This is a genomic window from Veillonella sp. oral taxon 158, assembly GCF_018376515.1.
Taxonomy (GTDB): Bacteria; Bacillota; Negativicutes; order Veillonellales; family Veillonellaceae; genus Veillonella; species Veillonella rogosae.
Genome location: NZ_JAHABE010000010.1, coordinates 1 through 25979 on the forward strand (window position 1 = coordinate 1; position 25979 = coordinate 25979).

Annotated in this window: 29 protein-coding genes; 1 reads left to right on the plus strand and 28 read right to left on the minus strand. The window is 40.0% G+C overall.

Translation table 11 applies throughout. From position 1 onward, the window contains the following. Positions 1-139 precede the first annotated feature (139 nt). The 13 genes from KH364_RS07010 to KH364_RS07070 form a co-directional block, all read right to left on the minus strand. Positions 140-835: a TIGR03936 family radical SAM-associated protein gene (locus KH364_RS07010; protein WP_337957115.1), complete on the minus strand. Its 696-nt coding sequence runs from the start codon at positions 833-835 to the stop codon at positions 140-142. After that, a complete protein-coding gene (locus tag KH364_RS07015; RefSeq protein WP_273299092.1) occupies positions 807-2690 on the minus strand; it encodes a TIGR03960 family B12-binding radical SAM protein in 1884 nt (627 codons plus the stop codon). The genes KH364_RS07010 and KH364_RS07015 overlap by 29 nt, the downstream gene beginning before the upstream one ends. 55 nt (positions 2691-2745) lie before the next feature. Continuing rightward, a complete protein-coding gene (rodA, locus tag KH364_RS07020) occupies positions 2746-3849 on the minus strand; it encodes a rod shape-determining protein RodA (RefSeq protein WP_273299093.1) in 1104 nt (367 codons plus the stop codon). An 8-nt stretch (positions 3850-3857) separates the two neighbouring features. After that, positions 3858-4781 carry a P-loop NTPase gene (locus KH364_RS07025; protein ID WP_273299094.1) on the minus strand — a complete coding sequence of 308 codons (924 nt, stop codon included), beginning with the start codon at positions 4779-4781 and terminating at the stop codon, positions 3858-3860. A 1-nt stretch (position 4782) separates the two neighbouring features. Next, positions 4783-6705: a penicillin-binding protein 2 gene (mrdA, locus tag KH364_RS07030; protein WP_273299095.1), complete on the minus strand. Its 1923-nt coding sequence runs from the start codon at positions 6703-6705 to the stop codon at positions 4783-4785. Positions 6706-6726: 21 nt separating this feature from the next. Next, entirely contained in the window at positions 6727-7218 is a 492-nt protein-coding gene (gene mreD / locus KH364_RS07035; protein ID WP_105081956.1) for a rod shape-determining protein MreD, read from the minus strand. Further along, complete coding sequence (mreC, locus tag KH364_RS07040) at positions 7215-8132, minus strand: rod shape-determining protein MreC (RefSeq protein WP_009351048.1); 918 nt, start codon at positions 8130-8132, stop codon at positions 7215-7217. The genes mreD and mreC overlap by 4 nt, the downstream gene beginning before the upstream one ends. A gap of 1 nt (position 8133) precedes the next feature. Further along, a complete protein-coding gene (locus KH364_RS07045) occupies positions 8134-9171 on the minus strand; it encodes a rod shape-determining protein (RefSeq protein WP_009351303.1) in 1038 nt (345 codons plus the stop codon). 219 nt (positions 9172-9390) lie between these two features. Then, entirely contained in the window at positions 9391-10089 is a 699-nt protein-coding gene (radC, locus tag KH364_RS07050) for a DNA repair protein RadC (RefSeq protein WP_105098771.1), read from the minus strand. Between the two features lie 207 nt (positions 10090-10296). Continuing rightward, positions 10297-10863: a Maf family protein gene (locus tag KH364_RS07055; protein ID WP_273299096.1), complete on the minus strand. Its 567-nt coding sequence runs from the start codon at positions 10861-10863 to the stop codon at positions 10297-10299. Between the two features lie 102 nt (positions 10864-10965). Next, entirely contained in the window at positions 10966-11589 is a 624-nt protein-coding gene (locus KH364_RS07060) for a hypothetical protein (RefSeq protein ID WP_054746829.1), read from the minus strand. Between the two features lie 152 nt (positions 11590-11741). Next, positions 11742-12947 (minus strand): acetate kinase, encoded by a 1206-nt coding sequence (locus KH364_RS07065; RefSeq protein ID WP_105098773.1) that lies wholly within the window; start codon positions 12945-12947, stop codon positions 11742-11744. A 3-nt stretch (positions 12948-12950) separates the two neighbouring features. Beyond that, positions 12951-13514, minus strand: coding sequence for a hypothetical protein (locus KH364_RS07070; RefSeq protein WP_054746832.1), 564 nt, complete (start codon positions 13512-13514; stop codon positions 12951-12953). Between the two features lie 186 nt (positions 13515-13700). Here KH364_RS07070 and KH364_RS07075 point away from each other — a divergent pair, with 186 nt between their 5' ends. After that, a complete protein-coding gene (locus KH364_RS07075; protein WP_273299097.1) occupies positions 13701-14954 on the plus strand; it encodes a nucleotidyltransferase family protein in 1254 nt (417 codons plus the stop codon). A 91-nt stretch (positions 14955-15045) separates the two neighbouring features. Here the strand turns inward: KH364_RS07075 and pyrR are convergent, their stop codons facing one another. The 15 genes from pyrR to KH364_RS07150 all read right to left on the minus strand — a co-directional run bounded on the left by pyrR (position 15046) and on the right by KH364_RS07150 (position 25970). Further along, on the minus strand, positions 15046-15567 hold the full coding sequence (pyrR, locus tag KH364_RS07080) for a bifunctional pyr operon transcriptional regulator/uracil phosphoribosyltransferase PyrR (RefSeq protein ID WP_009351104.1): 522 nt from the start codon (positions 15565-15567) through the stop codon (positions 15046-15048). Positions 15568-15662: 95 nt separating this feature from the next. Next, positions 15663-16586: an RluA family pseudouridine synthase gene (locus tag KH364_RS07085; RefSeq protein WP_273299098.1), complete on the minus strand. Its 924-nt coding sequence runs from the start codon at positions 16584-16586 to the stop codon at positions 15663-15665. A 74-nt stretch (positions 16587-16660) separates the two neighbouring features. Beyond that, the gene (gene lspA, locus KH364_RS07090; RefSeq protein WP_273299099.1) at positions 16661-17101 is read right to left on the minus strand and encodes a signal peptidase II; all 441 of its coding nucleotides are present in this window, start codon (positions 17099-17101) and stop codon (positions 16661-16663) included. A 108-nt stretch (positions 17102-17209) separates the two neighbouring features. Further along, complete coding sequence (locus tag KH364_RS07095; protein ID WP_005386021.1) at positions 17210-17374, minus strand: 4Fe-4S binding protein; 165 nt, start codon at positions 17372-17374, stop codon at positions 17210-17212. A 445-nt stretch (positions 17375-17819) separates the two neighbouring features. Beyond that, complete coding sequence (locus KH364_RS07100; protein WP_137660444.1) at positions 17820-18083, minus strand: SemiSWEET family transporter; 264 nt, start codon at positions 18081-18083, stop codon at positions 17820-17822. Between the two features lie 244 nt (positions 18084-18327). Then, complete coding sequence (locus KH364_RS07105) at positions 18328-19626, minus strand: SLC13 family permease (protein ID WP_273299100.1); 1299 nt, start codon at positions 19624-19626, stop codon at positions 18328-18330. A 38-nt stretch (positions 19627-19664) separates the two neighbouring features. Next, positions 19665-19922 carry a hypothetical protein gene (locus tag KH364_RS07110; RefSeq protein ID WP_060923992.1) on the minus strand — a complete coding sequence of 86 codons (258 nt, stop codon included), beginning with the start codon at positions 19920-19922 and terminating at the stop codon, positions 19665-19667. Between the two features lie 193 nt (positions 19923-20115). Continuing rightward, on the minus strand, positions 20116-21237 hold the full coding sequence (locus KH364_RS07115; protein ID WP_273299101.1) for a sodium ion-translocating decarboxylase subunit beta: 1122 nt from the start codon (positions 21235-21237) through the stop codon (positions 20116-20118). 70 nt (positions 21238-21307) lie between these two features. Beyond that, complete coding sequence (locus KH364_RS07120; protein ID WP_009351113.1) at positions 21308-21691, minus strand: biotin/lipoyl-containing protein; 384 nt, start codon at positions 21689-21691, stop codon at positions 21308-21310. A gap of 101 nt (positions 21692-21792) precedes the next feature. Further along, positions 21793-21960, minus strand: coding sequence for a hypothetical protein (locus KH364_RS07125; protein WP_004696483.1), 168 nt, complete (start codon positions 21958-21960; stop codon positions 21793-21795). A gap of 21 nt (positions 21961-21981) precedes the next feature. Next, on the minus strand, positions 21982-22329 hold the full coding sequence (locus KH364_RS07130; protein WP_273299102.1) for an OadG family protein: 348 nt from the start codon (positions 22327-22329) through the stop codon (positions 21982-21984). Between the two features lie 73 nt (positions 22330-22402). Beyond that, positions 22403-23932: a carboxyl transferase domain-containing protein gene (locus KH364_RS07135; RefSeq protein WP_273299103.1), complete on the minus strand. Its 1530-nt coding sequence runs from the start codon at positions 23930-23932 to the stop codon at positions 22403-22405. Between the two features lie 150 nt (positions 23933-24082). Further along, positions 24083-24505 (minus strand): methylmalonyl-CoA epimerase, encoded by a 423-nt coding sequence (gene mce, locus KH364_RS07140; protein ID WP_273299104.1) that lies wholly within the window; start codon positions 24503-24505, stop codon positions 24083-24085. Between the two features lie 51 nt (positions 24506-24556). Then, positions 24557-25495 carry a methylmalonyl Co-A mutase-associated GTPase MeaB gene (gene meaB / locus KH364_RS07145; protein WP_273299105.1) on the minus strand — a complete coding sequence of 313 codons (939 nt, stop codon included), beginning with the start codon at positions 25493-25495 and terminating at the stop codon, positions 24557-24559. A gap of 79 nt (positions 25496-25574) precedes the next feature. Next, the gene (locus KH364_RS07150; protein ID WP_251421620.1) at positions 25575-25970 is read right to left on the minus strand and encodes a cobalamin B12-binding domain-containing protein; all 396 of its coding nucleotides are present in this window, start codon (positions 25968-25970) and stop codon (positions 25575-25577) included. Positions 25971-25979 lie beyond the last annotated feature (9 nt).

Genomic DNA, 25979 nt, shown 5'->3' on the forward strand with positions numbered 1-25979 from the left:
GCTGTTGAATTACAAAACGCCTCAAGAAGTCTTCATTGAAGAAGTTAATAAAGTTATGGATTTACAGAGTGTTCAATTTCATATTGCAATTTAAGATCACTAAAGCTTATATAACCGCTTAAGATTTATGTAAAAAGAATTAGTAATTAATTTCCAATGGAGTGTAACGGCCTTCTTCATTTTCTACCATAATGGCTTTACGGTGAATTTCATAACCCGTCGTAATAGGCCAGTTATATTGATCTTTACCAAGGTTCCATACTTCGCTAGGTTTGATTGTACCTTGCGGATAAATGCCGATGCCCATAGTAAGAGTTACCATACCATCCTTAACAGATGCTACGATAGGTTCTTTTACAAATTCTTTCACATCAATAGTACGAGTTTTCTTAGGCGTTACCTTTTCATAAGAAATTTCCGTTGCTTCATTAAAAGGTTTAAGCAATGCATTCCAATCAGCATGTTCATCCGTTACAGGACCTGTAACTTCGTAAATAGCAAAGTTACAAATAGCCATCATCTTTTTCACCTTTTCAGGCATTTCTTTGCCATCTAGCACTTCAAGACCTGGCGGTGCTACGCAGTTTAAACGCTCCATGATGGACTCTAAAGAATCTTCTTCCAATACATCCATATCGATATATTCAGCCGCTGCCGTTACACCTAAAGCAAGTGCGGAGGAGAAGCTAATTTTCATATGTGGATTAAAGCCTTCGGAATAAGCCATTTTAATTTCTGCGCGGCGAATCATACGCTCTACAGCTTGTGCATAATCAAGGTGCGACAAGAATCTCAATTCTTCGCCTTTATTTAAGGCCAAACGTAACTTTTTCAACTCTGCCACCCTCCTTATAGTCAATAATAGCTGTATCAAGCTCTGGACATACATTACAGCCCTTACATGGAGCTCGACGGCAATCGCCTGTAAGATTTGCTTCTACCGCTTCTTCCCACTCGCGTTTTAGGAACGCTTTACTTACCGTGCAGTCTAGGTGATCCCAAGGTAATGGCTCATCAAAGTCACGTGTACGGCGTGCATAGTATGCTGGATCCAAACCACAGTCAGCGAAGGCTTTCAACCATGTTTCATAGTTGAAGAACTCAGTCCAACCATCAAATTTACAACCTGCTTCCCAGGCTTTTACAAGAACTTCAGATAATCTGCGGTCCCCACGAGCAAAGGCAGCCTCCATGTAGCCAGTATAGCCATCATGGTAATGATAGGAAATATTGCGATTATTGATGAGAGATTTTAAGTAGCGTTGTTTACGATGAATTTCCTCTACATCTTGTTGACCATACCATTGGTATGGAGAATGTGTTTTTGGTACGAAGAAGGATACGCTGACAGTTACAGAACCATTGCGTTTTCCAGTAATATCACGATGCAAATCAAGCACCTTATAAGCCAAATCAGCAATACCTGCTAGGTCCTCATCAGTTTCAGTAGGAAGGCCCATCATGAAGTACAATTTAACTGTATTCCACCCAGATTTAAAGGCATTTGTACACGCTGCCAATAAGTCTTCTTCGCTAACGCCTTTATTGATAACATCGCGCATGCGCTGTGTACCCGCTTCAGGAGCAAAAGTAAGACCACTCTTACGTACTTGTTGCACCTTTTTTGCAATATCAATGGAGAAACTATCGATGCGCAAGGATGGCAAGCTTACGCTCACTTGTTTGTCTTTGAACTCTTCCATGAGCATATCTACTAGCTCTGGCAATTTAGAATAATCCGCAGAGCTCAAGCTCATCAAAGAGATTTCATTATAACCAGTATTAGCAATCGTATCCTTAGCAATTTGGAGCAAACGCTCTGGCGTCTTTTCACGAACAGGACGGTATAACATACCAGCCTGACAGAAACGACAGCCCCGTGTACAACCGCGGAACAGTTCTAGTACTGCGCGGTCATGCACGATATCCAAGAATGGTACTACAGGTTTTGTAGGGTAGAACACATTCTCTACATCTTCTACGATGCGTTTTGCCACAGCCGCTGGCACCTCTTCAAAGCGAGGTATAATAGATTTAAAATCACCTTCTTCTGTGTATTCTACATCGTATAACGCTGGACAATAGGTACCAGGAATTTGCGCTACTTTACGTAAGAAACCTTCCTTACCACCTGGGAATCCTTTTGCTTTTTCAGCTTTATAAAGGTCAACAAATTCGTCGCCCCACTCTTCAGATTCACCAAGGGATACGATATCAAAGAAATCTGCAATAGGCTCTACGTTAAACGCACATGGACCGCCACATACTAATAATGGAAAATCCATATCGCGATTCTTAGCGTACATTGGAATGCCTGCTAAGTCGAGCATATTTAGAATGTTTGTGAAGCTCATTTCATATTGAAGTGTAAAAGCTAACACATCAAAGTCTTTAATAGGCGTACGCGTTTCCAAAGAGAATAGAGGAATATTGCGCTTGCGCATTTCTTCTTCCATATCGTGCCAAGGTGCAAATACGCGCTCTGCCGCGGCATCTTCACGACGGTTTATTAAACCATATAAAATTTTGATGCCCAAGTGACTCATCGCTACTTCGTACACATCGGGAAAAGCTAATGCCATCGTTACATCAACAGTACTGTGATCTTTTACGATACTGTTATATTCGCCGCCTGTATAACGAGCGGGCTTTTGGACATGTTGTAACCATGACGTATCTAATTGAACCATACATCCTCCGTCTTTTTTGAAAGACTTCTTTCACAATCAATCCTATGAAAGGATATTAAAAAATATATTTTGTGCGCTGCATAGCAATATTTAATAAAATACCGATACTCAGCATATTAGTTGTTAATGCACTAACACCATAACTTAGGAATGGCAATGGAATCCCCGTTACAGGCATGATACCAATGGTCATCCCTACATTTACCAGCACCTCAAAGGCAAACATTGTGCCAATCCCCGTCGCTAATAACATACCAAAGTTATCATTGCACGTATATGCCACTTGAATGCTGCGATAAATCAACATAAACAATAAGAGCAATACCACAATACATCCAACAAAGCCAAATTCTTCACCAATAACGGAGAAAATAAAATCCGTATGGTTTTCTGGTAAGAAGTTCAACTGACTTTGGGTACCGTTAAAGATACCTTTGCCAAAAATCAAACCTGAACCAATGGCAATCTTAGACTGAATAATATGATAGCCAGATCCAAAGGGATCAATATCTGGATTTAAAAATACGAGAATACGTTGTTTTTGGTATTCTTTCAGTACAAACCAGCCTAAAGGCATCAATAATAAACCAGTGCCCGCAATGATTTTTATGAGTCTAGTTTTAATACCAGAGATAAATAGCATCCCCACAAAAATGGCAATGTACACAAGAGATGTACCTAAGTCAGGTTGTAAAAATACAAGTGCAATAGGTACCCCAACATATAATACAGGCAATATTAAAGACTTAAATGTATTTAACTTACCAATGCGAGGCTCTAGCATTTTTGCCATACAGATAATCATCAATAGTTTAGAAAATTCTGATGGCTGAATCGTAATAGGCCCCAATTGAATCCAACGCTGCGCCCCTAGTGCAGAGGTACCAACCGCCATAACGGCTATTAACATAAGTAGGGTAATACCATAAATTATATTCCCCCACCCTTTAAGACTGTGGTAATCAATAAATTGCATGCCTATAACAACAGCTACATTGGCTAAAAAGAATACTAGCTGTTTTACTACTAAACTACCAAATCCAATGGCCTCTTGATTCACATGGGTAGCACTACCAATAGCGGTAAGGCCAATTCCAACGAGTAATAGAGTGCATATGATGATAGTCCAATCACTATCTGTCCATATTTTCTGCCACATCATACCACCTAATTCAACTTGCGGCGGCGCCACAAGCTTTGCTTACCTTGTACCAACAATCGTTGCGTAGTCCACCCACCGCGATTAATGTAATGAACATAGTTAGAATCGTCAAAGATTGGCTCCCCTGTTGTAGCAAGACTAGGTGTACTCGCTTGCGCCTTACTAGCTTTCTTTTTAGCTACATAATCATCAAATTGCTTTTGTACATCGTAATCTTCCCAACAATCGCCAGTAACAACATAATCGACAAGAGGTGCTAATACTGATGTTAGATCCGTAGAAACAAGTTCTAATAAATGACCGTCTTGCGTATACGTTAATACATCCTCATCGTAAGGAATCATAGCCCCTACATATTCAGCGCGTAGGACCTCTAACATATCATATAAATTGATGTCCTCTCCTTCCATAGGCACTGCATTAAATGCTATGGCATAGTCACGAATATTATGTTCCTGACAGACTTGAATCATGCGAGCTCCATTACGCAAGGACACCCATAAAGGATGTGTCACAACGATACAGCGGCTGACTAAGTCTAAAATAGACTCTATTCCTTTGCCGATACCTGCAGGTGCATCGATTAAAATGTAATCATATATATCGCAGAGGCGACGTACTAACTTTTTATATTTCTTGCGACCTATATCTTCCCAGCGAGCACTTTGACTAGCAGGTAAAAAATCTAAGTTTTCAGCAATTGATACAATCGCGTCATCTGTATAGTCTTTATCTTCACTCGCATCAAGTGCATCATAGATGATTTCATCTGCCACACCTAATACAAGGTCTAAATCGCGCAATCCAAAGTCTCCATCGCAGAGCAATACGCGATGCCCTGCATGGCTTAAGGCTGCACCTAGGCAAGCGGTAATGGTAGTTTTACCTACACCACCCTTACCAGATACAACACCGATGATTTCGCCCATACTAATCCTTTCTTGGTTGCCCACTCGTTACCGTATTCTGCGGCTTCTGTCCATTAGCAGTATTGGCCCCAGTAGCGGTTTCTTTGTTACTTTTACCATTTGTATCATTAGATTTCTTATTCACTGGTACATTAAAGTACGCAGCCAATACATCACGTACGATAGGACCTGCAGATCCGGCACCAAATCCACCTTGTTCTACAAGTGCAACCACAACAATTTGTGGCTTATCATATGGTGCATAGGCTACAAACCAGCCATGATCTCGGCCATGTGCATTTTCCGCAGTACCAGTCTTGCCAGCTACATTAATTGGAAATCCTTTAAATAAATCCCCTGCTGTACCGCCTTCATTAGTAACATCACGCAAACCTTCTCGAACGAGGTCCATAATATTTTTAGGAACTGGTAGAATACCTAATTTATCAGGTCCAAAGATTTCTTTCGGGGTACCATCCTTATTATCGATACGGCTTACCACATATGGTCGATATTTAATACCACCATTGGCGACTTCACTGAGCATAACTGCCATTTGTAACGGCGTAGTCAAGGTGAAAGACTGACCGATAGCCGCATCAAAGGTTTCCCCTAAATACCAATCCTCATCAAAGACTTTACGCTTATACGCAGGACTTGCCATATTACCAGCAGCCTCGCCAGCCAAATTGATACCCGTTTTTTCACCAATACCAAAATAGCCCGCATATTTTACAAGCTCTTCTATGCCAACGCGATTACCCATTTCATAAAAGTAAACGTTGTCAGACTTGGCAAGGGCTTTATTAAAGTTAAGCCAACCTAATGCTTCACCTTCCGCATTACGCTTATCAATAAGCCAATGTTTACCGCTATCAAAGATCATCTCTTCAGGCGTAACCTTTTTAAGATCTAGCGCAGCCGTCCCCGTAATAATCTTAAACGGAGAACCTGGTGGATACTCACCAGAAATAACCTTATTGTCAAAAGGATGATTCTTATCGTTATTAAGCTGATTCCACTGAGCTGTTGTAATGCCTTTAGCAAACCAGTTTGGGTTGAACTCAGGAGCACTAACCATAGCTAAAATGGCGCCTGTATTAGGGTCCATGGCCACTACAGCAGCCCCTTGAGCCGGAATACCTTGAGCACGCAGTTGATCGAGTTGGTTTTTAACAGCTTCTTCTGCAGCCTTTTGTAAATTCACATCGATGGTTAGATGAATATTAGAGCCGGGAACCGTATGTTTCCGGTCCACCTCCGCCACAGGGCGACCTGTAGCATCTACCTCTACCTGCTTACCACCATCGGTACCGCGCAAAATAGAATCATATAATTTTTCGAGACCGGAACGACCTAGAATAGTACCACCACTAACAAGGGTATTCGGATCCTTCTGTTTTAGCTCTTCTAATTCTTCCTCGCTCACTTCCCCTACATAGCCAAAGAGCTGAGATGCCATCGTCTCATATGGATAATAACGAAGTGGCTCCACATCAATCGTTACGCCTGGTAATTCATGACGGTGTTCCTCAATAGTCGTTACTACGTCCATTGAAATATCGTTGGCAATACGAATTGGCTCATAACCATACTTGTGGTCATTCACCTTTTTCGTAATATCCTCAGGCTTCATTTTTAGCAATGCTGCTAATTTAGCAACTTCCCCTTCATCTAAGGCCTTGCCGGTTGGCATAATAGAAATAGTATAAGCTGGTCTAGAGCCTACTAAGATTTGACCATTTCGATCGTACATAATACCACGAGCAGCTGTCATCGTAACCATGCGCAGTCGATTGCCTTCTGCCTTAGCTTGATAATAACCACCAGCCAAGATTTGCAACGTCAACAAACGCAGAGCTAATACTATAAATATGGCCGCTACAATGTAAAAGAGTACATCAAAGCGACTCGTTTTTTTCCGTTTATAGAGGCCTTCTAGCACTCTTTCACCTCCTAACCAAACTTACCAAATATAATCTTGCTGTTCCTCTTTACGCCACAACAAGCCATGCACAATAGCTCCCAATACGCCATTCCAAAATAGAACAGGTACGACCATATGTAATAGATATACACCCAGGTGTAAGTCACCACCACTAGCTAATATCATAAAGCTACGAATTAAGCCATCTAATAATGTGCAGATAGCCACTATGGCGCTCGACCAATACCAACGTTCTTCATAAATGCGATGTTTCACTGCAGATAAGAGATACACCACGATTACATAGGGGAATAAATGGAGCCCAAAGAAGTTAGATATCAATACATCGTGAACAATACCACCTACAACGGCTACCATGAGACCCATGCGACGCCCTTTAAAAAGCGTTACCATAACAGTAATGGTTAAAATCAAGTTTGGTAACCAGTTTGTATGGAATATAGCAGGCAGCAGTTGAGCCTGAATAAAGTAAATTAAAAATCCACAAAGGACTAAAGCTAGACGCGTCATTGTTTAACGGCCCCCTTTACCCCTTCTACTTGATCTCGTTGCGTTTGAGGTACAAGTTTAGGCTCAAGTTCAGGCTTTTGCGGTGCGCTAAGGGAGGATGACGTGAGTACGAACACCTCTTCAATGCGATGGAAGTCAACACTTGGTGTAACTACCGCATTTTTTACAAAGCCTTCTGTATCATTTTCAATAGATTGCACATTGCCTACTGGTAACCCTTTAGGATAGATGCCGCCGTAACCAGAGGTAATCAATTTATCTCCTACCAATACGTCACCATCGCGAGCGATGTTCACCATGGACGGTGTGCGCGGTGTATTGCCATTACCTTTTACAACGCCAGACAAACGAGATTCCGGACGCTGTACGAGAATGCCTACTGCACTACGAGGGTCAAGAATTGTTTGCACCCGAGCAGAGTGTGGATACACGTCAGTAATAAAACCAACTACACCACTTGGCACAACGACGGCCATATTTACGGCCATGCCTTCTTCACTACCTTTATCGATGGTAAAAGTATTTGTCCACGTACCGTAATCCTTAGTAATAACGCCAGCCAAAGTCATGGAAAACTCTGGATGATTGCTCTTATAGTTCAAAAGTTGACGTAGGCGAATATTTTCTGCTACAACCTCGTCATAGTTAACAACCTTTTGCTCTAATGCAGCTTTACGAGACGCTTCTGCTTCGCTTTCAATGGTAGAAGAAATAGCATTATTTAGCACTGTAAAGCTTGTTTGTACGCCCTCTAATAGACGGGCAGAGCCATAGGCAAAAGGAGTCGTAATCCCTTCCAGGGTAACAGTAACAAAAGGAATACTAGTTCGTTGTTTCCAAGCAAAACCGAGCAATGCCAATAGGATACAGCTAATGACAACGACGATAATTAATTTTTTATCTGACTGTATCATACTAGTCTCGGCCCTTTCTATTCTTAGAATTTACAATAAAACGCGATAAGCTCACTAGATCGGAAGATGCTCCGTTAAGGCCCACAACGACCTTTGTTTCAGGTGCTTCTGGAACGTGAACAGGCACACCTAACTCAGTGCCGATACGATCGGCTAAACCAGCTAGTCTAGCAGTACCACCGGTTAACCAAATGCCATGTTGCATAATGTCCGCTACAATCTCAGGAGCAGCAGAACGAATCATTTGCTTAACTTCATCAAGTAAGCCCGCAATACAATCGTTGATTACTTGATATACCTCAGATTGATGTATTACACATCGTCTACCTAAGCCATTCATCATATCACGACCTTGGAAGGCATACTCAGCATCCTCTAATGGAGCAATGGCAGTACCTACGGTATGTTTAATATCTAAGATAGTTTCGTCTGATACGATAACACCAAAACACTCTCGTACGTAACGCAAAAGCGCATTATTAATATCAGAACCTCCAAAGCGTATAGTTTTACTATCTACAATGCCGCCTAGAGAAACAATACCCATATCAACGGTACCGCCGCCGATATCAATAATCATAGATCCGCGGGCCTCAAAGATAGGCACCCCGCAACCAATGCCTGCCGCTACAGGCCTTTCAATGAGGAATACCTCTCGAGCACCAGCTTGAATAACAGCATCCATCATAGCTCTTTGTTCAACATCGGTCATGCCACAAGGAACACCTACGAGAACTCGAGCACGACGCAATGCATTAGAAACCTTATTTAAAAAATAGTTAAGCATGGTATGCATAACGCGATAGTCGACAATAAAGCCGTCTTTTAAAGGCGTCAAAGGGCGCCACATATCTGGCATGCGCAATACAAGGCGTGCTGCTTCATCCCCAACGGCAACTACCTTTTCTTGTTTTGTATCTGTTGCTATAATCGATGGTTCGCTTATAACGGTTCCTCGCGTCCCACCCATGAGGCGCGTTTGTATGGAACCAATATCTATACTTACATCTCTTCCTAGAGTAGGTAAAATGGAACTCATAGTAATTTCTCCTTCATTACATCATCATTCCATTTTACCATAGATAGAGAGACTTTTTCCATTGATATAGAGGGTTTTCCCTATGGTAAAAGCACTGATAACGCATACGTCATGTACTCATAAGTCATACATAAAAATAGTAAAAAGCACTCATCAAAATGAGTGCTTTTAGTTAATATATGAGCCTAAAAATTTATGGTTTTCTAATATTTCATTTTGCTAGCTAAGTTTGCCTATCTCACTGAGGCTAGTAAATTCATTGTCCCCTATGACAATATGATCAAGCACGGGAATCCCCATAAATTGACCAGCACTGACAAATAACTTGGTAAGGCGTATATCTTCATCACTAGGCCGACTATCTCCTGACGGATGGTTATGAATCAAGATGATAGCTGCAGCGTTACAAGCTATGGCCTTTTTAAAGACCGCCCGTTGCTCTACAAGGCTCGATACTAGACCACCATTAGAAATATGCTCTAACTGAATAAGCTTATTGCGCGATGTGAGCATCGCAGCCCACACATGCTCTACATCTTCATGGCGAAGTCGTTCCATTACGTATTGGGCTATGACAAAAGGCTGCGAAAAATCTTGGTATGTTTCCTTAATTTTAAGCTCCCCTAGACGCCGTCCCATTTCAAGAGCTGCACATAAGGTCACCGCTTTATCGGTACCAATACCTTTAATTTTCACGAGATTTTCAACGGTCATTCGATTGAGACCATATACACCATCGTCAAAGGATTGCACAATATCACTAGCCAGTGATATGGCGGACTGCCCCTTTACACCGGTTCGCAATAAAATAGCTAGTAACTCCTCCATTGCCAGGTGAGACGGTCCGAGAGTAAGAAACTTCTCTCGGGGCCGTTGAAATGGCAACATGTCTTTTACACTTACTGTTGGTACTTCCATAGAATCGCTCCATTCAAAAAGATTATCCCATCTATCAATCAAGTAACCAACACATCTACTCTCTATATATATTTCTTGCACAGCACAGCACAGCACAGCACAGCACAGCACAGCACAGCACAGCACAGCACAGCACAGCACAGCACAGCACAGCACAGCACAGCACAGCACAGCCAATTATAACATTATAGCTATAAAACGATAGAGTTATTTAGCTCCTAATGCTTTACATAGTTCGTCGTATACATGCTCAACTGGCAATCCTACTACATTAGTATAAGAGCCTTCTATTTTCTCTACCCAAAGTGCCCCTTTACCTTGAATTCCATAGGCACCCGCCTTATCCATAGGCTCGCTACTAGCAATATAAGATTCAATTTCAAAAGGTGCTAATTCTTTGAAATACACCTTTGTTTCATTGTGAAATACTACTTCGTCCCCTTTGATAAGCAGTGCTACGCCAGTTACTACAGAATGAGATCGACCCGACAAACGTTCTAGCATTTGCCGTGCATCAGCTTCATCTTGAGGTTTACCTAGCACTTCGTTATCTAGGACCACAATAGTATCTGCACCTAGTACGATGCCACCTTCAGGAATGCCTACAGCACAACGAGCTTTACCTAGAGCTTGAGCTTTTACCATCTCAATAGGGCTATTGTAACCTTCATTAGGTTCTTCGTAACTACACGATACTACAGTATGGTCTATACCAACTTGTGTTAATAATTCAGTTCTGCGTGGTGATTGACTCGCCAAATATAATCCAGCCATTTGCACTCCTTTATCGTATACAAATTTTAGTTAATTTCACCGTTTTATAAATAAAACCATTCCAACTAATTTAGATAATATACATTAGAAAATATCTGTAAATTAAACAAGAATATCAGGGCCATCCTTTTCAGGTGTTGTTAACTTTTTATAGTATTCTTGTACATCTTCACCGTGTTTTACCGCATCAGCACGAACTGATGCATAAAAGACGATATCTGCTTGTGGCACACGAATACGGCCTGGAACTTTTTCTTCTAATATTTCAAAGAATCTATCTTCCGCTTTTAACAATAAGCGACCATTCTTAACCTTATTGTCCTCTACAATAGCATATACCAAAGACCAGATAGGACGTGGATCAGAGGTGGAGCATTTTCTATATTTGTAGCGATATTTAATATTCGACAATAGCTCGCGTTCGAACTTAAATACCCCATCGATCATGTCATAATCTACTTCAAAATGACGTTTTCTAAAGAAAGAGGATTCTTCAATGATGAGTTTTGTATCTGTCAAAATATATGTATATCGACTAACCGCTTGTTTAACAATAACAATGATAGCCATAATTTCAATGAAATACTCAGCTAATAATACCGTATGTAATTGAATACTTCGATATGTTGTATATGCTACTGCACACAGCAACAAGAATACAAAACACATTACTAATAACTCTGCACTTTTAGCGCGCTGAGACTTCTCTTCATATAATACCGTCATACTTTACCCCTTTAAAAGAAATCACTACTTTATAACTATACATCCTATTATAAGGTATTCTATGCATAAAAACTACAAAAACCCCGTCCATATCTTAGATATAGACGGGGTTTAATGACTCTATTAGTCACCTAGTTCAGATACGAACTATATTATTTTTTCAAAGCTGATGTAATACGTTGAGTATCGCGAGCAATCATGATTTCTTCGTTTGTAGGGATTACGAAGATTTTAACTTTGGAGCCTTCAGCACTGATTTCTTGTTCTTTACCACGAACATTATTGCGTTCGGAGTCAATACGAGTACCTAAGTATTCTAAACCATTGCAGATTGCATCACGGTTACCGATACCGTTTTCACCGATACCAGCTGTGAATACGATAGCATCAACACCACCCATAACTGCTGCAAATGCACCAATTACACGGCGAACTTTGTAGTGGAACATGTTCAATGCTAATTGAGCATGTTTGTTACCATTAGCCGCTGCTTCTTCGATTACACGGAAGTCGTTAGACACGCCGGAAATACCAAGTACACCGGATTTTTTATTCATGACAGTGTCTACTTCTTCGTAGTTCATACCAGTTTTATTCATCAAGAATGGAACGATAGCTGGGTCAATATCGCCAGAACGAGTACCCATGATCAAGCCAGACAATGGAGTGAAGCCCATTGTAGTATCGATAGAACGACCACCTTTGATCGCTGCCAAGGAGGAACCGTTACCCAAGTGACATGTGATAATACGAAGATCGGACATGTGTTTACCCATCAATTCAGCGCAACGTTGTGCAACATATTTGTGGGATGTACCATGGAAACCGTAACGACGGATACCATAGTTTTCATAGTATTCATAAGGAAGCGCATACATGTAAGCTTCTTTAGGCATTGTTTGGTGGAATGCAGTATCAAATACCCCAACTTGTGGTACGTTAGGCATAATAGCTTGGCAAGCTTCGATACCTTGAATGTTTGGAGGATTGTGTAATGGTGCCAAGGAGCTGCATTCTTCTAATGCATCCATAACAGCTGGAGTGATCAATACGGAGTCAGCGAACTTTTCACCGCCATGTACTACACGATGACCAACAGCGTCGATTTCGTCCATAGACTTAATTACACCATATTCAGCATCAACTAAAATATCAAGCAAAATACGAAGTGCTTCTTTATGGTTCAAGATTGGTTCAACGCGTTCTAATTTGTCTGCGTTTGGACGTTTGTGAGTGAACATAGCGTCTTGATCACCAATCTTTTCAAAAAGACCTTTTGCCAATTCTGTTTCAGTTGTCATATCAAGTAATTGATATTTCAAGGAAGAACTACCGCAGTTAACTACTAATACGTTCATCGATTAACCCTCTTTCTGTTGTGTAACTTGAATCTTGTTTTGAATTTCTTTGCTGATATCAGCACCTACCTGATCCTTTTCAGGATATTGGTAGATTATATTCCACAATACGCCTTGATCTAAGAATACGTATTGAGAAAATCTAAATGTTTGCCCTTGCGTTGCATACGTTACATCTAGCTTCTTAGCAGATGTTCCACCTAATGCTACGGACTCTTCCTTGATGGTTGCACCCAGTTTAGTGAATTCAGATTTGCTACGATTTAAGAATTCATCAACTGTAGGTAATGGTTTATTTTCACCAGCACGCAATGCTTCAACTTCAATTACCATATGTTCTGTAACAGACCCATAAATATCGATAGGATATCCATCATCAGTCATATTTTTTGTACTTTTACCCATTTCATAAGGCAAAGCGATGGTAATCTCAGATTGACCAGCACGGATAACTTGATGGCCAAAACTATATGTATCCATTACATTATTTGACCCACATCCCGCCATTGCTAGTAGCGCAGCACCGAGCAGAGCCCCTTGTAATGTACGTTTCCAATTTTGTTTCATCATATACCTCACATCAATTCAGCATTTACAGTTAATTATAGCTTATAGAGCCAAGAAAATCTACAAAAAACTTTATATTAACACACAATTTTATGCGTATAATGGCTCTTTTTATCTACATATCCTTAAAATTTATTTACAGTATCTATAGGCTTTGTTACACTATCACTAATGAAAGGAGTCTCTATGAAAACAATCGGTATTATCTGCGAATACAATCCATTTCACAATGGTCACGCTCATCAACTGCATACCTTAGCACAGCTACATCCAGATGCTCTACGAATTTGTATCATGAGTGGCTCCTTTGTACAACGGGGAGAACCGGCGATTTTTTCCAAATTTGATCGCGCTCGCTGGGCCATTCTCGGTGGTGCAGATATCGTCATTGAACTACCTACCCTCTACTCCACGGGTAGCGCACAATTATTTGGGACTGGTGCCATTCGTATGGTGAAAGCACTCGATATTGATGCACTCTCCTTTGGTTCTGAAACGGCTGATTTAGATGCTCTCATAGACATAGCCAAACGTATGGATTGTAAAGGTACGCAAGAACAGTTGCGGACCTATATTAAGGAAGGCATGTCCTATGGTGCGGCGTTCCGCAAAGCCTTAGATACGGAAATACTCAATACACCGAATGCATTATTAGGCCTTGAATATATTCGCGCAGGCTTAGCGTATAATGCAAAGCTTGAATACATACCTATTTTACGTACTTCTAATCATCACGAAGAAACACTTACTGATGAATTACCATCTGGTACAGCATTGCGTCAACTTATCACTAGTACAGGTAATCTATCCTCTCAATGTATCACTAGCACTGGTAATCTATCCTCTCAATGTATCACTAGCACTGGTAATCTATCCTCTCAACTGCAAGCTACTATTCCTCCATCAATTGCATCTGATATGACTCAAGTAATAAAAAACGGTAATTATGTGAATTATAACCGTTACCATGATATGGTACACAGCTTAAGTCGGCGTACAACGCCAAAAGAGCTAGAAAAATTTGGTGATTTCAGTGAAGGAATTGAGCATTTATGGTCAAAAGCAGCTCAACAGACGTCTTGGACTACAGCCACAGAAGAAATTAAATCTAAGCGCTATACCTATGCCCGCTTACAACGAATGGGCGCTTATCTCACACTAGGTATAACAAAAGATGTATTACAAAACGCCATGGAAGAAGGCCCACAATATGCTCGACTATTAGCCTTTAACGATCGAGGTCGTCAATGGCTCCGTAACGAATACGAAATACCACTTATTCAAAAATGGGCTAAAGCACCTAATGAAACAAGCGCATTAGGACAAACAATGCATCATATCGACACATTAGCTACCGATATACAAGCCTTATGCTTCCATAATAAAAGTAATCGTATAGGTCATAGGGACTATACCTATACACCTCAATATATTAAGTAACTGTTTTACAAGTACTTACGTACTCTATTATAAATCTATACAACTAAAGTATCGCAAAACAGGTGAACTCAAAAAGGGGTTACAATACAGGTTATTCCTGTATTGTAACCCCTTCTTCACCATCTAGTTCAGCGACAGCAACGCATACGCTTTCAAGATGAGATGTAGGAATATTTTTACCTACATAATCTGCTCGAATAGGTAGTTCACGATGACCACGATCGACGAGCACCGCTAATTGAATAGATTTAGGTCTACCTGCTGTCATCAATGCATTTAAAGCAGCACGAATGGTCCGACCTGTATATAGCACATCATCCACAAGGATAATAGTCTTTTCCGTCGTATCAATCGTACAAGGCTCCCCTTCTTTAGGACGGGCATCACGATCATCACGGTAAATAGCAACATTTAATGACTCACAGTCAATATGGATACCTTCAATGCGCTCGATTTCGGCTTGTAAACGTTTTGCCAATATAACACCACGTCGTTCAATGCCGACAATAAGTGCATCAGATAAACCTTTATTGCGTTCTAAAATTTCATGACTTATACGACGAACAGCACGCATAATAGCGTCTTGGTCCATCAGTAAGCGTTTCTTTTCCATATATACGCCCTTACAGCATAGCTATCTCTATGCCCCTATATACCAATAAGTAGTAAACTAAGTACAAAATTAAGTACAAAATGTGTTCTATCAGATTATTTTCGTTTATCTTCGCGATACGTCTTAGCGAATTCCAAACACGCCTCAAAATCAGCTGGTACTGGTGCCTCAAAATGCATGTCTTCGCCTGTAATCGGATGTTTTACATCTAAAGAGCGAGAATGTAATGCTTGCCCTTCAATAGGGAAATCCATACGGCGATAGCCGTAGAATGGATCATTAACAACAGGATACCCAATATGAGCAAAATGAACGCGAATTTGATGCGTTCTACCTGTCTCTAGATTACATTCTACCAAGGTTTGATGACCATAACGCTCTAATACTCTAAAATGAGTAACTGCATCTTTACTATTTTCAAAGACTACAGCCATTTTCATACGATCCTTAGGATGTCGACCAATAGGAGCCTTAATGGTGCCCTTCTCTTCTACGATATTACCTTGTACAAGAGCCCAATATGTACGTTTTGCAGAATGCTCTTTTACTTGTTCCGCCAATCCAATATGAGCAGCATCATTTTTGGCAGCCATCATGACACCAGATGTATCTTTATCTAAACGATGAACGATGCCAGGTCTAATTTCACCATTGATACCAGATAAATCTTTACAATGGAATAATAAGGCGTTTACAAGTGTACCAGAATAGTTACCTACCGCTGGGTGCACCACCATACCACGTGCTTTATTTACGATGATAATATCATGATCTTCGTACAATACATCTAATGGAATATCTTCAGGCTTTACCTCTACGGATTCAGGTTCGGGAATCTCTACCTGAATGACCATGTTAGGAGTGAGACGAAGATTAGCTTTACCTACTTTGCCGCCTACAGTTACATGACCGCCTTTAATTAAGGTTTGAATATAGCTACGAGAACCTTCCATCTGTTCCGTTAAAAACACGTCTAGTCTCGTACCTTCTTGTTCAGCACTAACAATATATTCGTTCATCCTTTACCTCTCTATAGCTACGTATTATATATGTCCACAGTTTCAAAAATCTTTCATCACCTTGAAAGTATCGATTATTCATGGTCTTCTTTCACAGTGAATAAATAATACACCACAAAAGCTACACCTACACAAATACCGATATCTGCAATATTAAAAATAGGCCATACACGGAAATCAAAGAAATCCACAACGCCGTGAATCATATAACGGTCAATACCATTACCAATGGCGCCAGAAACTAATAAAGCAGATCCGATTTGCAATATCCAAGGCCCTTTAGACAAGTGCTTCCAATAATAAGCACATATACCAAGTAAAATAACCGCTACGAGCAAAAAGAACCAACGTTGATTTGCTAACATTCCAAAAGCAGCGCCGCGATTAATAATATATGTTAAATGGAATACATTAGGAATAACCGGTAACGATTCACCTAACAAAAAATGGTTCATTACATAATATTTAGATAATTGGTCTAATAAAAGCCAAATGATTAGTACAGTATAAAACAAGATTAACTCCCTTACTATAATATATATCTTAATAGTCCTATTATACTAAGTTACACAATTTTAGGCAAAATAAAAAGCCCCTCAATGAGGGGCATGTTTTATTTGTGATTACTCAGCGGAAATTACAGATACTGGGCAAACGGATTCGCAAGAACCGCAATCGATGCAAGTATCGTTGATTTCGTATTTAGTTTCGCCTTCAGAAATAGCAGAAACTGGGCAAACAGATGCGCAAGAACCACATTTAATGCAACCATCAGCAATAACTCTCATAATTAGGACCTCCGTCAAAAATATAGATCAGAACTTTTGTTATCATTTAGAAAGGCACTTGCCTCAACTTATGTTCTCATTATCACACAGTTCTAATTGAAAGTCAAATGAAAATGATAAAAAAATGTATATTTTTTTGCATAATAATTGTTCCTTTTTATCATAAAAAGCCTACATTTATCTATATTTTGATATTATTTTTCATTTAATTTATTGAGTATTATACTCAATAAATGAGAATGCACTAATTATCATTTTAATTAAAATACTTAGTACTATACTAGGAATTTAATTATCAATATTCATTATCATAAAAAAACGAGGCCGAATCATACGATTCGACCTAATTTATATTTATATAGCAACTTAATAGCTTCACTATTATTAAATATAGACCTATTATTCACCATAGAAAGTAATACTATTTATTTTCTACATATAACACTTAGAAAGATGTTAAGAATGTTAGCATACCTAAAACTACACCTACTAGGTTAGGTACAATTAAGATAAAATCACGTTTAGGTGATTTTGTCCAACCATATAATACCCAGATCAAACAAGATACTGCTGCAAATAATGGCTGCCATGGTTGACTAGGATTACCTTGAAGATTAGCAATAATTTGTGGAATATAAGCTAAAAATACAAATACACCAATAAATGCACCAATAGAACCAACTAACATATTAAATCTTTCTTTTGTCATATATGACCTCCTTATTCAATAGTATATAATTACATCTTATATTATATACTATATCATATCTTTTCAATACAGTCAATTTTATAAAATTAATTGTACAAATAAGTTTAATTCATATTACTTTTGATGTCCCTAATATGTAATCTATATTTAAATCATACAAGCTAAAAGCACACAGCAAAAAACGAGGCCGAATCTTACGATTCGACCTCGTGTGTGCTCTTATAGTAGAGTAACCTATCCCCTATTATTTACCAGGGAAGAATGGCCATACCATTGGGATAATAATTAAGCTTACTACGAAGCAAACTAAGATCAATGGAACGCCGGCTTTTACATAGTCTGTAAATTTGTATTGGCCAGGGCCAAGTACTAATGTATTTGGAGGTGTACCTACAGGTGTACCGAATGCACAAGATGCAGCAACGCCGATAGCCATCAATACAGCATGAGGGTCAGCGCCCATACCTTGGGCAATGGAGATACCGATAGGAGCCAACAATGCACAAGATGCAGTGTTAGACATAAATTGAGTCATAACACAAGACAGTGCAAATAATACTGCTGTTGCAAAGTAAGGGCTAGGATCGGAGCCCATAACGCCGATTACTGCATTAGCAATCATTTTACCTGCACCAGATTGGTCAAGTGCAGTTGCCACTGGCATCATACCAGCGAATAAGAAGATTGTTACCCAGTCAATGGATGTGTAAGCTTGTTTTTCGTTCAAGCAACCAGTTAATACGCAAAGCATTGCGCCAATAACTGCAACCATGCTCAATGGTAAGTTAATGCCATAACCTTTTAGGAAATCGCCTAAAATCATAGCGATGATTACGCCTAAAAGAATAAGACCAGAGAACAATTGTTTCTTAGGATCGTTAGAAATATCTTCAGCAGCTACTTCTTGCTCAACTTCGCCAGCATCTTGAATTTCATGTTTTGGTAATAAATGTTTACCAATGAGCATCATGAAAATAATAGTAGCGATAGTCAAAGGAATACCGATCCAAGCAAATTCGAAGAAACCAAATGGTTGTTCACCAAATTTAGTTAATGTACCACTTACAATGATATTAGGTGGTGTACCAACCATTGTAATGATACCACCGATACCTGCAGCAAATGCTAAAGGCATCAATTGGCGAGACGCAGGAATCTTAGCAACAGCACAGATACCAACAACTACTGGAAGTAAAGCAGCTGTTGTACCAGTATTGGACAAGAATGCAGACATAGTTGCTGTAACAACCATGATCGCAAGCATTAAGCCATTTTCGCTAGTACCTGCATGAGATACTACTGTTTCACCAATTTTTTGAGCCAAACCAGTGTAGAACAATGCAGCACCAACAACGAACATACCAGCGAACAACACAACTGTACTATCAGATAAACCAGAGAATACAACCTTAGGAGTAATAATACCCATAAGACCTAGAGTAATTGCACCGCCTAGAGAAGTAATAGCTAAAGGAATAATTTCCGTAACGAATAAAACAGCCATGACTGCAAGGACGATTAAGGTTTGTTCCGCAGTACCCATACATCATCATCTCCCTTCAGAGAAATGCACTGATTGTATTAGATGAGATATAAAATATAGCCTACAATACAGATAGCAGAAGCCATCAAAAAAGTTATACCATAACCCTCTTTAGTTTTAGGATAGCCAAAAAATAACGCTTCCCCTAAAAATCCTCGACGATTAAACCAAGTATATTTAGTTCTACGTTGAAACCATTTGGCCTTTCCTTCATTACCGATAATCAGTGCAGTAATAAAAAATACAATAAATGCCCAAATAAAACAAATCAGTATTTTTAATTCAATTGATAACAAGTGACCACCTCTACTATATTTAAAGCACTAGAAGGTTATTCTGTGAAATCTTGCTAATCACCTAATGACCGATCTGAAAGCATTTATTGCAAATATTCCCTTTTCATGTATGATTACATAATTTATAAGGGTTTTTTTATTCACCAATAGGTGTACCTAATTAGGCACACCTTGGTGAATAATTATTTAATTATTAATGGCTAGACAACATAGCAAGCATTGTACCTGCTGCTACTGCTGTACCGATAACGCCAGCTACGTTAGGACCCATAGCATGCATGAGCAAGAAGTTAGCTGGGTTAGCTTTCGCACCTACTACTTGAGATACACGAGCCGCCATTGGAACCGCAGATACACCAGCAGAACCAATAAGTGGATTTGTTTTACCACCATCAACTACGTTCATCAATTTACCGAACAATACGCCACCAGCAGTACCGCCGATAAATGCAACCAAACCTAAACAAATGATTAGGATAGTTTGTACGCTTAAGAAGTGTTCCGCATCCATTGTTAAACCAGTACCAGTTGCTAAGAAGATAGTAACAGTATTGATCAACGCATTTTGAGAAGTATCAGACAAACGTTCTGTTACGCCAGATTCACGGAACAAATTACCTAACATCAACATACCTAAAAGAGATGTAATGGAAGGAAGCAATAAGGAAATGAAGATCGTTGCAACGATTGGGAACACGATTTTTTCAAAACGTGTAACTTCACGCAACTGCTCCATAACAATTTCGCGCTCTTTTTGAGTCGTAAATAATTTCATTACAGGTGGTTGAATCAACGGTACCAAGGACATATAGGAATATGCAGCAACCGCGATAGCACCTAATAAGTGAGGAGCTAGTTTAGTAGCCAAGTAAATGGATGTAGGGCCGTCAGCACCACCGATGATACCGATAGCAGCAGCTTCTTGAGCTGTAAAGCCCATAGCCATTGCACCGCCTAAAGCAACGAATACGCCGATTTGAGCAGCAGCACCTAAAAGCAATGTTTTAGGATTCGCAATGAGTGGACCAAAGTCAGTCATTGCACCTACACCTAGGAAAATTAAAGGTGGGAAGATTTCTTGAGAGATACCTGCGCTAATAAGTGCCATAACGCCTTCTTCAAAACCGTTACGAGGAATGTTAGCAAGTACACAACCAAACGCAATCGGACCCAACAATAATGGTTCAAACTCTCTAGCAAATGCCAAATATAATAGGATCAAACCTACGAGAATCATAATAGCATTGCCTGTTGTAAATGCGAGAAACCCGCTATCGTTTATAACGGATTGTATCGCAACAGCAAAAGCCTCCATATGCGTTCCCCTTTCACAAATATAAAATCGTTATATGACGCGGCACGGCCGCGCCATACAAAACTTGGTATTAGCCAAGTACAACCATGTCGTCGCCAGTGGATACAGTTTGGTTAGCAGAAACGCGAACTTCGGAAACTACAGCATCATGTGGAGCTGCGATTTCGTTTTGCATTTTCATAGCTTCAAGAATCAACAAAGTTTCGCCTTTTTTAACTGCTTGGCCAGCGGATACTGCTACAGATAAGATTTTACCAGGCATTGGAGCTTTTACAGTTTCAGCACCTGCTGGAACTGGAGCTGCTGCTGCAGCTGGAGCTGGTGCTGGTGCAGGAGCTGCTTTAGGAGCTGGAGCTGCTGCTGGAGCTGGAGCTGCTGCAGGAGCTGCGCCTTTTACTTCATTAACTTCTACATCATATGCTGTACCATTTACTGTAACGTTGAATTTTTTCATCTTAAATTCCTCCAAAATGTGTATGTCTACACTAAACTTATAAATATTTTTTACACATATAAATTGGATAATCTCAGTGATTATCTAATTAGGCAATAATCTTATCGATTACCGCGCAAGCGACCTTCCATTTTCCAATTGTAGCTTACGATCGGACGGATATGCGCGATTTGATCAGCGGAATAACCCATTGCCGCTAATGCACCAACGATTACTGCTACTACATCTTGAGATGGAGCTTTACCGTTAGTTGTTGTAGCATTGCTCATTAAAATGCCTCCTAAAAATTTTTAACCTCTACCGCTTAAGCGACCTTCCAAGCGCCATTTAGCACTTGTTGCTGTAGGTCGGATAGATGCAATTTGTTCAGATGAGTACCCCATCGCCACAATGGCACCTACGATAGCTGCTACTACTTCTTCCTCATTTTGAGCGGATGCACTTGGTGCAGCAGGAGCTGCTGCTGGAGCTGTAACAGGAGCAGTTGCTGCTGCTGGTGCTTCTTTTTTCTTCTTAGTTGGATCAATTAAATGTACGATTTCCATAAGAACGCCGAGAAGAATCAACACAACAAACACAACTGTCATATTAATCGCCATTATGAGTAACGGATTGGTAGTAACTGCTTGTCCTTCCATAATCATTCCCCTTTCTAAAAAAGTAGTCAAGAAAGGTATCTCCCAAATTCGATGATATATTTACCGAATCGAATTATAATGGAATATTACCATGTTTCTTTGGAGCACGGTTTTCACGTTTGCTTGCAAGCATTGCCAAAGCGTTAATAACTGCTGGACGTGTTTGTTTTGGTTCAATAACAACGTCTACGAAGCCACGTTCAGCTGCTTTATATGGAGTTGCGAACTCTTCTACGTATTGAGCTGTTTTAGCGTCTTTGTCTTCATCTTTCTTGAAGATGATATTAGCTGCGCCAGCAGGACCCATTACAGCGATTTCGGATGTAGGCCAAGCATAAACTTGATCAGCACCTAAATCTTGGGAACACATAGCGAGGTAAGAACCGCCGTATGCTTTACGAGTGATAACAGTAATTTTTGGTACTGTTGCTTCAGAGTAAGCATACAACATTTTAGCACCATGACGAATGATACCGCCCCATTCTTGATTTGTGCCAGGCAAGAAACCAGGAACGTCAACGAAGTTAACGATTGGAATATTGAAAGCATCACAGAAACGGATGAAACGGGAAGATTTGTCAGATGCATTGATGTCCAAGCAACCAGCCATTACTTTTGGTTGGTTAGCAATGATACCAACGGATTGACCATCAAAACGAGCGAAGCAAGTGATGATATTTGTAGCATAGAATGGTTGTACTTCATAGTATTCGCCATTATCTACAGTTTTAGCGATAACATCTTTCATGTCGTAAGGCATGTTACTGTTATCAGGCAATAAGCTGTTTAAGCCTTCGTCTTCACGAGTTGGATCATCACCAGTGTCTACTAATGGAGCATCTTCCATGTTGTTGGATGGCAAGAAGCCCAATAAGTAGCGGATTTGATCAAGGCAATCATCTTCGTTTTCAGCAGCAAAGTGAGCTACACCGGAAACGGAGTTGTGAGCCATTGCACCACCAAGATCTTCAGCTGTTACTTCTTCACCAGTTACAGATTTGATAACTGCAGGACCAGTGATGAACATTTGAGATGTGTTTTTAACCATGTAGATGAAGTCAGTCAATGCTGGAGAATATACAGCACCACCTGCACATGGACCCATGATTACGGAAATTTGTGGAATAACGCCAGATGCATTTGTATTTTCGAAGAAAATTTTACCGTAACCTGCAAGGGCATCTACTGCTTCTTGAATACGAGCACCGCCGGAGTCGTTGATACCAACGATAGGCGCACCCATTTTCATAGCTAAACGTTGTACTTTAACGATTTTAGCTGCATGCATTTCACCAAGAGAACCACCTTCTACAGTGAAATCTTGTGCGAATGCGTACACTAAACGACCGTCGATAGTACCATAACCAGTTACTACACCTTCGCCTGGTAATTCTTTCTTGTCTTGACCGAAGTTAACACAACGATGTTTAACAAATTGATCAAGTTCAACGAAAGAATTATCATCGAACAATTTAGCCAAACGTTCGCGAGCAGTCATTTTGCCTTGAGCATGTTGTTTCTCAATGCGTTTTTCACCACCAGCAGCTTTAACTTTAGCTAGTTTCTCGTGCAATAACTCGATTTTTTCCTGCACTGTTGCCATTATAGCACCTCCAAATAAAACTTGTTACAGTATCATTTTATTTCATTAATAATTAAAGTTCAAGCATGATACATATTTAACATATAACTTGAAATTATATGTATATGTATCTCTATAACTCATACATAATGATGTGAATTGGACACTGTATTATTTCATACGTTGACATAATTCAAGCAATACGCCGCCAGTTGCTTTTGGATGTAAGAAAGCAATTGCGGAGCCGCCTGCACCATAACGAGGTTTTTCGTCAATCATACGAACGCCTTTAGCCATCAAATCAGCAATAGCATTTTCAATATTATCAACGCGCAATGCTACGTGTTGGATACCATCACGACCGCCATTTTTCTCGATGAATTTACCGATAGGGCCATCTGGAGTTGTAGTTTCTAAGAATTCAAGTTCAGCATCGCCACATGGGAAGAAGGATACTTTTACTTTTTGTTCTTCTACGATTTCATCTTCAGGAAGATGTTCCATACCCAATGCATTTTTATAGAATTCTTTAGTTGCTGCTAAATCATTAACACCAATACCGATGTGATCCACTTGTAATACTTTAAAAGCCATTTCGATTATCTCCTTTTCAAGGCTAAATCTCTAGTGCTATGTAGTCGCCGTCTACTTTAGCACGCTTGTCATTACGCCGTTAACAACTGTGTAAGGATCTCTTTCGCGTTCATTAACAGCTGTCACTTGGCTATTAAATTCGTCGCTAGTAATGATTTTTTCAGCTACATAACGACCAATTTGTTCATTAATCATTGCGATGATTTCATCACGAGTACGTTCTGCTCGACGAGATTCCAATTCACCAGAATCTTCAAGATACTCAAAATGTTCATCTAAAGCGTCGATGAGTTCATCTACGCCTTGGTCCTTGCTAGCAATGGTGCGCTTAATTGGTGGGCGCCATTTCACTTCACGAGAATCAAGGTCAAGCATCATTTCAATTTCTACATTCAAACGATCGCAACCATCTCGGTCAGCTTTATTGATAGCAAATACATCGCCGATTTCAAGAATACCCGCTTTGATAGCTTGGATATCGTCACCGAGACCAGGAACAAGTACAACTAATGTAGTATCTGCATTTTTTACAATGTCTACTTCAGATTGACCTACGCCTACTGTTTCAATGATAACTAAATCCATGCCAAAGGCATCCATAAGTTTTACAACGTCTGCAGTCTTTTTGGATAAACCACCAAGACTACCACGCGTGCCCATGCTTCGAATGAATACATTTTCGTTTAATGTTAAGTCGTTCATTCGAATACGGTCCCCCAAGATAGCACCACCAGAGAATGGGCTAGTTGGGTCGATGGCAACGATACCGATTTTTTTACCTTGATCTAAATAATGTTTTACAACTTTATCTGTCAATGTACTTTTACCAGCACCAGGGGCCCCAGTAATACCGAGAATACGTGCATTTCCTGTTTTAGGGTAAATAGCCTTCATAATATCAATGGCATTTTCATACTCGTTTTCTACAGCTGTGATGGACCGTGCTAAGGCTAGTCGAGAACCTTCAAAAAGGCCTTTAACTAAATCCATTCGCTTCACCACCTATCTTCGAATATGGGAATAGAGGGATTCATCTATTCTAAATGAGTCCCTCTCACCCATGCATTAATTATTTAACGTTTTCGTTAATGAATTTAACGATATCGCCAGTTGGTGTACCAGGTGTGAATACAGCAGCTACGCCAGCTTCTTTCAAACCAGGGATATCAGCGTCAGGAATAACGCCACCGCCGATTACAAGTACATCGCCCATACCTTTTGCTTTCAAAAGTTCAACAATTTTAGGGAACAATGTGTTGTGAGCACCGGAAAGAAGGGATAATGCAACTACATTAACGTCTTCAGAAAGAGCTGCTTCAACGATTTGTTCTGGAGTTTGACGAAGACCTGTGTAGATTACTTCGAAACCAGCATCGCGAAGAGCGCGTGCTACTACTTTTGCACCACGGTCATGACCATCAAGACCTGGTTTTGCTACGATTACTCTAATACGTTTTTCTGCCATGATTTATTA

Bases quoted from the DNA above. Each gene is read 5' to 3' on its own strand.
- KH364_RS07115 (WP_273299101.1), bottom strand. From the start codon at position 21,237: ATGGAGGCTTTTGCTGTTGCGATACAATCCGTTATAAACGATAGCGGG.
- KH364_RS07150 (WP_251421620.1), bottom strand. From the start codon at position 25,970: ATGGCAGAAAAACGTATTAGAGTAATCGTAGCAAAACCAGGTCTTGAT.
- meaB (WP_273299105.1), bottom strand. From the start codon at position 25,495: ATGGATTTAGTTAAAGGCCTTTTTGAAGGTTCTCGACTAGCCTTAGCA.
- KH364_RS07125 (WP_004696483.1), bottom strand. From the start codon at position 21,960: ATGAGCAATGCTACAACAACTAACGGTAAAGCTCCATCTCAAGATGTA.
- radC (WP_105098771.1), bottom strand. From the start codon at position 10,089: ATGGAAGTACCAACAGTAAGTGTAAAAGACATGTTGCCATTTCAACGG.
- KH364_RS07055 (WP_273299096.1), bottom strand. From the start codon at position 10,863: ATGGCTGGATTATATTTGGCGAGTCAATCACCACGCAGAACTGAATTA.
- KH364_RS07120 (WP_009351113.1), bottom strand. From the start codon at position 21,691: ATGAAAAAATTCAACGTTACAGTAAATGGTACAGCATATGATGTAGAA.
- KH364_RS07015 (WP_273299092.1), bottom strand. From the start codon at position 2,690: ATGGTTCAATTAGATACGTCATGGTTACAACATGTCCAAAAGCCCGCT.
- mce (WP_273299104.1), bottom strand. From the start codon at position 24,505: ATGGCTTTTAAAGTATTACAAGTGGATCACATCGGTATTGGTGTTAAT.
- KH364_RS07075 (WP_273299097.1), top strand. From the start codon at position 13,701: ATGAAAACAATCGGTATTATCTGCGAATACAATCCATTTCACAATGGT.
- KH364_RS07085 (WP_273299098.1), bottom strand. From the start codon at position 16,586: ATGAACGAATATATTGTTAGTGCTGAACAAGAAGGTACGAGACTAGAC.
- mreD (WP_105081956.1), bottom strand. From the start codon at position 7,218: ATGACGCGTCTAGCTTTAGTCCTTTGTGGATTTTTAATTTACTTTATT.
- KH364_RS07095 (WP_005386021.1), bottom strand. From the start codon at position 17,374: ATGAGAGTTATTGCTGATGGTTGCATTAAATGTGGTTCTTGCGCATCT.
- KH364_RS07025 (WP_273299094.1), bottom strand. From the start codon at position 4,781: ATGGGCGAAATCATCGGTGTTGTATCTGGTAAGGGTGGTGTAGGTAAA.
- KH364_RS07135 (WP_273299103.1), bottom strand. From the start codon at position 23,932: ATGGCAACAGTGCAGGAAAAAATCGAGTTATTGCACGAGAAACTAGCT.
- pyrR (WP_009351104.1), bottom strand. From the start codon at position 15,567: ATGGAAAAGAAACGCTTACTGATGGACCAAGACGCTATTATGCGTGCT.
- rodA (WP_273299093.1), bottom strand. From the start codon at position 3,849: ATGTGGCAGAAAATATGGACAGATAGTGATTGGACTATCATCATATGC.
- mreC (WP_009351048.1), bottom strand. From the start codon at position 8,132: ATGATACAGTCAGATAAAAAATTAATTATCGTCGTTGTCATTAGCTGT.
- KH364_RS07045 (WP_009351303.1), bottom strand. From the start codon at position 9,171: ATGAGTTCCATTTTACCTACTCTAGGAAGAGATGTAAGTATAGATATT.
- KH364_RS07070 (WP_054746832.1), bottom strand. From the start codon at position 13,514: ATGAAACAAAATTGGAAACGTACATTACAAGGGGCTCTGCTCGGTGCT.
- KH364_RS07105 (WP_273299100.1), bottom strand. From the start codon at position 19,626: ATGGGTACTGCGGAACAAACCTTAATCGTCCTTGCAGTCATGGCTGTT.
- KH364_RS07065 (WP_105098773.1), bottom strand. From the start codon at position 12,947: ATGAACGTATTAGTAGTTAACTGCGGTAGTTCTTCCTTGAAATATCAA.
- KH364_RS07130 (WP_273299102.1), bottom strand. From the start codon at position 22,329: ATGGAAGGACAAGCAGTTACTACCAATCCGTTACTCATAATGGCGATT.
- KH364_RS07060 (WP_054746829.1), bottom strand. From the start codon at position 11,589: ATGACGGTATTATATGAAGAGAAGTCTCAGCGCGCTAAAAGTGCAGAG.
- KH364_RS07100 (WP_137660444.1), bottom strand. From the start codon at position 18,083: ATGACAAAAGAAAGATTTAATATGTTAGTTGGTTCTATTGGTGCATTT.